6 protein-coding genes are annotated in these 8,273 nt (G+C 55.1%); 1 reads left to right on the forward strand and 5 read right to left on the reverse strand.

Going from position 1 to position 8,273, the window contains the following annotated elements:
- The first annotated feature begins 41 nt into the window (after window positions 1-41).
- On the forward strand, window positions 42-2,975 hold the full coding sequence (locus AABZ39_12895) for an endo-1,4-beta-xylanase (GenBank protein MEK6795670.1): 2,934 nt from the start codon (window positions 42-44) through the stop codon (window positions 2,973-2,975).
- 29 nt (window positions 2,976-3,004) lie between these two features.
- Here the strand turns inward: AABZ39_12895 and AABZ39_12900 are convergent, their stop codons facing one another.
- From AABZ39_12900 to AABZ39_12920, 5 genes are all read right to left on the reverse strand, one after another.
- Window positions 3,005-3,898 carry an RluA family pseudouridine synthase gene (locus tag AABZ39_12900; GenBank protein MEK6795671.1) on the reverse strand — a complete coding sequence of 298 codons (894 nt, stop codon included), beginning with the start codon at window positions 3,896-3,898 and terminating at the stop codon, window positions 3,005-3,007.
- On the reverse strand, window positions 3,899-4,435 hold the full coding sequence (gene lspA, locus AABZ39_12905) for a signal peptidase II (GenBank protein ID MEK6795672.1): 537 nt from the start codon (window positions 4,433-4,435) through the stop codon (window positions 3,899-3,901).
- Window positions 4,436-4,520: 85 nt separating this feature from the next.
- Window positions 4,521-6,245, reverse strand: a complete 1,725-nt coding sequence (locus tag AABZ39_12910) for an FAD-dependent oxidoreductase (protein ID MEK6795673.1) — start codon at window positions 6,243-6,245, stop codon at window positions 4,521-4,523.
- Window positions 6,246-6,264: 19 nt separating this feature from the next.
- The gene (locus AABZ39_12915; protein MEK6795674.1) at window positions 6,265-7,386 is read right to left on the reverse strand and encodes a uroporphyrinogen decarboxylase family protein; all 1,122 of its coding nucleotides are present in this window, start codon (window positions 7,384-7,386) and stop codon (window positions 6,265-6,267) included.
- On the reverse strand, window positions 7,383-8,111 hold the full coding sequence (locus AABZ39_12920) for a transcriptional regulator (GenBank protein ID MEK6795675.1): 729 nt from the start codon (window positions 8,109-8,111) through the stop codon (window positions 7,383-7,385). The genes AABZ39_12915 and AABZ39_12920 overlap by 4 nt, the downstream gene beginning before the upstream one ends.
- Window positions 8,112-8,273 lie beyond the last annotated feature (162 nt).

The following is an 8,273-nucleotide window of genomic DNA, read 5'->3' on the forward strand; positions in this document are numbered from 1 at the left end:
GCATCTGAAGCAAAGCGAAACACGAGAGGAAAGGGGTCTTTATGCTGAAACATTGTGCTGTCATCTTCTGTGTATGCGTACTGTCAATTTCTGCCGAAGCCGATCTCACTAAATTCGCGTACGTGACCGCCATACGCGGGCAGGTCACCGTTGCATCGGGAAGATCGATACGAAAGACGCTTGCCGCAGGCGATGTCATACTGATGAACGACAATATCACAACTGCCGCGAACAGCGAACTAACCGCCGGCATGGAGAATTTCGGCGTATTCCAGGTACGTGAACGCACCACCGTTCGCATCGATGCCATGATAAACAGAAAGGGCCGCCTGGGCATGAACATGAAAAAAGGCGGCATTCTCTTCGCCATGCGAAAACTCATGCCCTCGGAAGAGATAGACGTAACAACACCGGCAGGGGTCGTCGCCGTCCGCGGGACATCGTTCTACGTCTCCGCCGACAGCACACAAAGCAGGATCGCCGTGCTCACCGGTACGGTGCGGGTAACAACAGCCGCGGGGACCGTCCTCGTACCGGAGCTCACCGAGACCACCATTACCCGTCGAACCGCCCCCTCACCCACGCCGATACGCCCGGAAACGGCGCCGATCATACGCGCAATAGCAAGGATCAACGGCATCGACGCGGTGGCGGACAAACCGGTGATAATCGAGAACCTGAGGCGCCTTGACGGAGGCGCTCCGACAGATACGAAAAGCGCTACGAACGCACTCGGGACATTCAAGCTCGGCGATGACATCTCCGTCGACGATCGCGGAACGATAAAGATCGGCAATATCGTATCCGGCATGACCATGCGTGGGAAAACGCAGGGACGCGGCGTATGGGAGCTTAACCGAAAAGAACTCTACCCCGAATCAGGGCTGAGCACGAACGGCAACCGCGTACGCGCGCTCTACGTTCTTGATGTGGAAAAGGCGAGCAACGAACGCATGCTGCTCGATCAGACGGTGACCGGAGGCGCCGACAATTTCAATGTTCAGGCAGAGTACACGAACCCGGACGATCTCACTTGGATACTGTATCAGATACGCATCCCTATTACGAACGAGACCATGGGAACCGTCGTTCGTTCCGGGACGAATTTTTATATACTCGGAACAAATCTTCCGGCAAAAGAAAATATTTTTGAGGCAAACGACCTCTCCGAACGCACCATTGCTATTGATATGCCGGGACGCTTCATCAGTATTACCGGAACGTTCACGTTCGCTCTCATGGACCAGCGGAAGAACTGGACGCCCAAGCAGTCGCTCGTTCCCATGCTCTTTGGGGTCAACAAGGACATGCGCACAGCAACGAATGTGATCTCATTCAGCGTAACAACGCGTTCGAACTGGGTACCGCGATCGCCGATCACCTTCGATCATGCATCAATCCCATCACTCAGGGAAACGTATGCGTCGTATTTCCCTCTATGCGCGGGCGACATGTCCATGCTGCGTATTGGAAAGTGCGAGTCGATCCTCCGAAGGCACTTTTCAGGGATGACCGCAGGGAATGCCATGAAATGGTCCCAGATACAACCGAAAAAAGATGCATACACGTTCGATGAAGCCGATGCAATCGCTGCATATGCCTCACAGAACGCCATGCAGCTCCATGGCCATACGTTCATCTATCACACCACCACCCCTGCATGGGTGTTCCAGAACGATTCCGGTTCCGAGATCGGGCGCGATGCCCTTCTCGACCGTATGCGCGAACACATCAGCACGGTGGCAAAGCGCTATGCTGCTTCCGTGACAAGCTGGGATATAGCGAATGAGGCCTCGCCGGATGCAAAAAACAGCGGCGCATTCAAAGGAACGCCGTGGCATAGGATCATCGGTGATGACTATATCGAAAAAGCATTCCAGTATGCCGACAACGCACTTCCCGGCGTACGGCTTACCTACAATGATTACGGACAGGAATCTTCCCTCGATCGTATAAAGTTTTGCACTGATCTTATCGGGCATATTCGCAAATCCGGCGGGCGTATCGATGAAGTGGGGCTGCAAATGCATGTGAACGCCTGGGTAAATCCGACGAGCGTTGAAACGGCCATTACAGCCCTCGCACAGGCAGGCGTGAAGGTCGCGATAAGTGAACTCGACGTAAGCGTGTTCCGCGACAATAACGACGGGCTCAACAACCCATATGCAAACGGAGTGCCTGATGATATTCTTGCACAGCAGGCGCTGACCTATGCGCAGCTTTTCAAGCTGTTCAAAAAAAGAAAGGATGTCATTTCCCGAGTGACATTCTGGGCGCTCTATGATGGATTAACGTGGCTCGACCGCATGCCCGTTCAAGGAAGGAAAAACCACCCCGCGCTTTTCGATGTCGAAGGGAAACCGAAACCTGCGTTCTGGGCCGTTATTGACCCTGACAATTACATTGCAAAGAATTCATTTCTGCTTTTCAGCGAACAGCAATGGTCGACGAGTACAAAACCAGGATGCTCTATCAATGTACAGGGTAACGAAGCAAAGATAATTGGAACGACACAGACAAATGGATGGGCAAGCGGGAACCGATTAACAACAGTGAATACATTCGCTCCAAGCCCCTTCTCCGCCGATATTGAATTCATGGTCCCCGTGTTCAACGGTCCAGACCCGAGACTTGTCAGTTTCGGAATCGAAGGGCAAGGAGTCCGCTCCACCGTTCTCCTATTCCAGCACGGGTACGGCTACGGCATGCAGGCGATCGCCTCCGGGAAAGAGGGGAATAAATTTTTCGGCAATCTGGAGCAGATCGGGGATGAAAGCAATCGCTGGCACACCATGAGCATACGTTACGACGGCACGAACAAACTACGCGGCTCTATAGACGGAAAGTCCGTCGTCGGCGATGCGCCGCTCGTGCTGTCAAACAGATTCTCGTTCAACTGCTATGCGAACACCGATAAGATCGGCACCGCCATGGACATCCGGTTCAGGAATTTCAAGGTACAGTTCGGCAAGTAGGTCCATCGAGATATATCCAGGAAAAAAGCCTACCCGCGCAACCGCGTAAGCCATTCCTTGAAATCTTCGGGATATTCGATCTCGAACGATACACGCTCTTTCGTTACCGGATGGTCGAAGGAGAGCTTCTTCGCCACAAGGGCAAGCCCCTTCATCCGGTAATCCTTTGCGGTCTTTGAGTAGATGCGGTCGCCGATTATCGGGTGTCGTATCGATGCGAGATGTACACGGAGCTGGTGCGTACGCCCGGTCCGGGGCGTAAGTCTCACGAGCGTTGCGCCCCTGAGCCGTTCGAGAACGTCATAGATCGTCCGCGCTGCACGGCCGTCGGCGCGAACGGTCATTTTCTTCCGATAGCGCGGATGTCTGCCGATAGCCGCGTCGACGATGCCGTGCTCGTGCTCGACCGTACCGGCAACGATAGCATGATATATCTTCTCGACCGTCCGCGCGGCGAACTGCTGCTGGAGCGCCTCCACCGCTGTCGGTGATTTCCCGACGACCATGATGCCGCTCGTATCCTTATCGAGACGATGCACGATGCCCGCACGGGACGTATCGCCGTAGAACTGCATATCCCTGCAGTGAAAAAGCACCGCGTTGACGACGGACCCGCTCTTCTCGTGGTCGCTCGCATGCGACGCCATGCCCGCGGGTTTATTGATGACGACGATGGCATCATCCTCGTATACGATAGGGAGCGGAATGTTCTCGGGCAGCACATCGCTTTCGGCCGGGGGCAGCAGCGCTACCGTTATCACATCGCCCGCGGAGAGCCGCATGGACGGCTTGACCGATTTCCCGTTGACCTGTATGCCTGCGATGTTCTTTACGAGCTGTGCACGCGAGATGGAAAGCACGCTGCGGAGATGGATATCGAGCCGCGTCCCTGCGCTCTCGGTGTCGACCGTGATGGGCTCCATCTATGCTTTCTTCTTGTCGCCTTCACGGAGAATGAACACAGCGATGATGAGGAGTACAAAGCCGCACGTTATCCACGTATCGGCGAGATTGAAGATGTACGGAAAGCGTATCGTGTCGGTAAGCCCGATGCTTATGAAATCGGTCACCTCTTTCGAAATGAAGCGGTCGCCGATATTGCCGAACGCGCCGCCGAGTATGAGCATGAAGCTTATGAGCGACAGGCGCTGCTTATTATCCGTACTGAGAATGAGGTAGACGAGGAATATCGATGCGGCAATGCCCATGATGATGACTATCCACACGAAATACGGCTTGAGGAACGCGGGCGGGTTCTTCATGATGCCGTAGACGACACCGGGATTCTTGATATGCACGAATACAAGGAACGGCGGGAATATCGATTTCACGATACCGAGCGGGAGCGTTTTCATGACCGCGATCTTGCTCGCCATATCGGTCCCGAAAAGCACGAGCGCAACGGCGAAATACTGCCAGCGATTCCTGAACGCTATGAAAAGCTTGAGCGGATCGATCATGTTCGTAGACCTCATCAATGGATGAGCGACTATACTATGTAATTTTTACGCTGTCAAACAGCACGTGTGCGGCGTGTGCATTCACTTACCTGACATCAAAGGCAAAGACCGTTGCGTCGACAGAACCCCATGTCGCTTCCGGAACGAGGCGTATCGCCGATACTGGATCCTTAAGCGCAACGCGCACAAGCCGCTGATAATTATTCTCGGTGCGAAAAACGGTCTTCCATACACCATCGACCTCGCCCTCGACACGGAACGTCTTCACCATGGATGCCGGCACTTTGTATTCCGGCATCGCAAGGGGATAATACGACGGCATATTCTTCCCGCCGCGATTAAGATCGCTGTCGAATATTATGCGCGCCTCATGCACGGTTTCATTCTTCGCGAAGCGATAGGCTATCGATGAGCTGACCGGTGCCTGCCACCCGTTGAACGAATCGCCGACGGGACGATCGATGCCGTTGCGTACGGCTTCTGCATTCCCGGCTGACGCCGTAAGTTCCGCCCGCTTCGATATCGCCGGGATATCGCGCTTTTTCCACGGCAGATATGCGTCATCCCCCATGAGCGTCTGCTGCAGAAAAGCGAGCTCTTTCTGATAGACACCGCGCGGCGACAGCCCTTTCTCCTTCGCGACGAACGCTGCCGTGCCGACGGCCTGTCCGAGCGTGGCACAGGTCGCCATGACACGGGTAGAGCTCATCGCCGCATGGGTAACGCTGATATTGCGCCCGGCGAAGAAGAGATTCTCGATATTCTTTGAAAAGAGCGAGCGATACGGTATACCGTACGGTGAGGGTGCCGGATGGAATATCGTCGGTGCGCCGGGATGTCTGAACCCCGCCGGATGATGATCGTCCATCGACCAGCCGCCGTATGCGATGATATCCTCGAAGCGACCTTCGGCGCGCACATCGTTCTGCGTCATGATATGGTCGCCGATGTAGCGGCGGCTCTCGCGCTTCCCGGGGAGAAAGCCCATCCAGTCGAGCACCCAGTTCGCGGCGCCGTGATCACCGTGATTCTTGATATGGTCCCACACGCCGAACGCGACCTTGAGCAATTCATCGCGGAGCGTCTCTGTATCGTGTATCGAATCATGTTCTCCGCCGAGTTCGAGCCACCAGAAATTCTGGCTGCCTTTGAGCTCATGACCGCGATGCGGGAACGCGCTTTCGTCCGAATACTTGTTCGCCCATGACGGCGGAACAAAGCCGTGCGGGCGATCGGTCTCGCGCGCCTGAATGAGACAGCTCATCCCCATTGTTCTCCTGTCGGCCGTCGGCGGTTCGATGTCCTCACTGAATTCGGACGCGGCTTCACGCCCGATACGGAAGTCGGCACCCGTAAGCGGAGCGAGTATGCTGGCACCGGAGCAGTCGGAAAAGAACGATGCCTCCACCGTATGCCATGTCTCCGCGGTACCCTGCCACCCCTTCACCGAACGGATGCGCTTGCCGCTCATCTGCGCTTCAGTACAGCTGCAGTTGAGGAGCACGGTGATATTCGGTTCGAACCGGACTTTTTCATAGAGCACACTGTCCCATACCGAATAGTTCGGATAATTATTGCGATAGAGATTTTCAAGCTGTATCTCCTCGACAATGCCGGTCTCAAGATTGTTCTTCCCATGCGCGCCGCACACCCACATGCGCACCTCGCTCGATGCATTACCGCCGAGTACCGGTCTGTCATGCATGAGAACGGTTTTCAGCCCGTGACGCGCTGCCGCAATGGCCGCCGACATACCGGCGAGTCCGCCTCCGACAACGCAGAAGTCGGCTTTATGCATGCTGTTCTTCATCCGTGAGACTCCCTGAACATTATTGTCCGCCGTATTCCGATCCCGCCTTCATAAAAGCGAGATAATTCCTCTGCATCCTCTCCGATATCGCATCCTCATACGGACCCGCGCTCGGCGAGAGTATCAATCTCCTCCCGGCAGCTTCATCGATGACATTCTTCACCGCTTCCCGCATTTCATCCTCTCCGTACGACCGGAAACAGTCGTATTGGATATTTCCAATAAGCGCTATCTTGTTCTCGGTGACATCGAACGCTTCCGCAAGCGTACAATTCCCCACCGGCGGGGCTTCTATCGTGTGAAGGCCATCGGGCGCCATTTCGAGGAAGTCCGGCAGTATCTCCTTTATCTGACCATGATAATGGACTATCGCTTTTTTACCGTATTGATGGACCATCGCGATAAGTTCCTTCGTATACGGCAGCACCCATTGCCGGAACGTATCCCTGCTCACCATCGGCGGGGAAGCGAGCTCGCTCCCGACAAGGAAATACACATCGGCCATGTCATGCTCAAGCGCATAGCGATAGATGACGCGCAGCCGCTCCATGTTCTTTTCAAGGAAACGCACGACCGTGTCATGCTGCGTTATCGACCATACGGGATAATCAAGAAGGTCGGCGCTGTGATAGATGAAATTGATCGGTTCCCCGAGATCGAGCATCATCGATCCGTATGCCGAAGGGAATTCATCCTTTTCCTTACGATATGCCGGAAGCTTCGCATCGAGTTCGGCATGTATCGCGGCAGCATCGGTCACTATGGGGAATTCAGCGATGGCGCGCAGGTCATCCTCGCTCCGGATGAGTTTCTTTTCCGTACGCACACCGTCCTTCTCGCGCACTTCAGAGAAAATCACGGCATCTCGATACTGCATATACTGCCGATGGACCTTCGCCCCGTTGTCGACCGTTTCCTCTTTCCGATATTTCACCGTCGGAGCGAATATCGATGCACCGATAAATCGCCTGTCGAGCATGACCGCATTGTCTTTGGATGCCTCGAATATGGATGAATAGCAGGGATTCGTCCGCACATCGGTGTAGCAGCTCAATCGATGGTACGGGAATAACAGCCATATCGGGATACGATCGACGGGCTTCCCGTCAAGCACGGCGAATAATCGCTCACGGTTCGTCATACTTCCTCCGCTGTCAGGAGCCGCGCAAGCGTATCGCCGGCATCTTTCAATATCGGGACCATGCGTTTCACATCACTGTGCGGTACACTGGAGCAAGCGAGCGCACCGTACGGCGGGTCCCCCGCAATAACAGCGATGCTGCGCGTTCTGCGCTGCGACGGCACGCTCGAATAGCCATGCTCACGGGCGAATGCGATATATCGCACCACATCGGATATGCGTGCATGCTGACGGTACGCACCGGCGATGATATCTCGTATCTCATCGTCCTCCCGGGCTGCAAGGAGCACGATGCCGAGACTTGAACGCACCGATGGGTACATGCCCAAATGTCCGAATCCCTGAGCGACAGGCATGCCCGGACCTCCGTGGTAAAGATACGATACGATATCCCCCCACAATACGCCGAAAGCCGTCGTATAGCCGTGTTTGATGATACGCTCGAACACCGGTTTCGTGCGTTCGATGAGCCCCGATCCGAACATGCTCTGCGCCGCAAGCACATACATGCCCGCCCCTGCGATGTATTTCCTCGACTTGGTCCGGTATGCCATGCCGAGATGCGCGAGCGTCCTCAAAATCCGGTTCGTACGGGTCAATTCGAACCCAAGCTCGCGCGCAAGCGATGTGACCGCTGCCGGGGCGCGCGAAACGGCAAGCCGGGTGAGTACGGCAATACCGTCGGTCAATCCCTGGATCGGCTGTGCGGGTAGCGGGTTTTTCATATATTGCTATAATAGCAATATACCTCCTGAAAGTCAAGCGCGACATGCGATGCGGCATATGCCGGTACACGCATCGACCACGCTGCCGCAGGTACGTTCACAAGGGACGGTGACAGTGCTGTTGACAATTTGTCATATCCCTTGTATAGTATTTTCACGCTC

The sequence above is a fragment of the Spirochaetota bacterium genome, from assembly GCA_038043445.1.
GTDB lineage: Bacteria > Spirochaetota > Brachyspiria > Brachyspirales > JACRPF01 > JBBTBY01.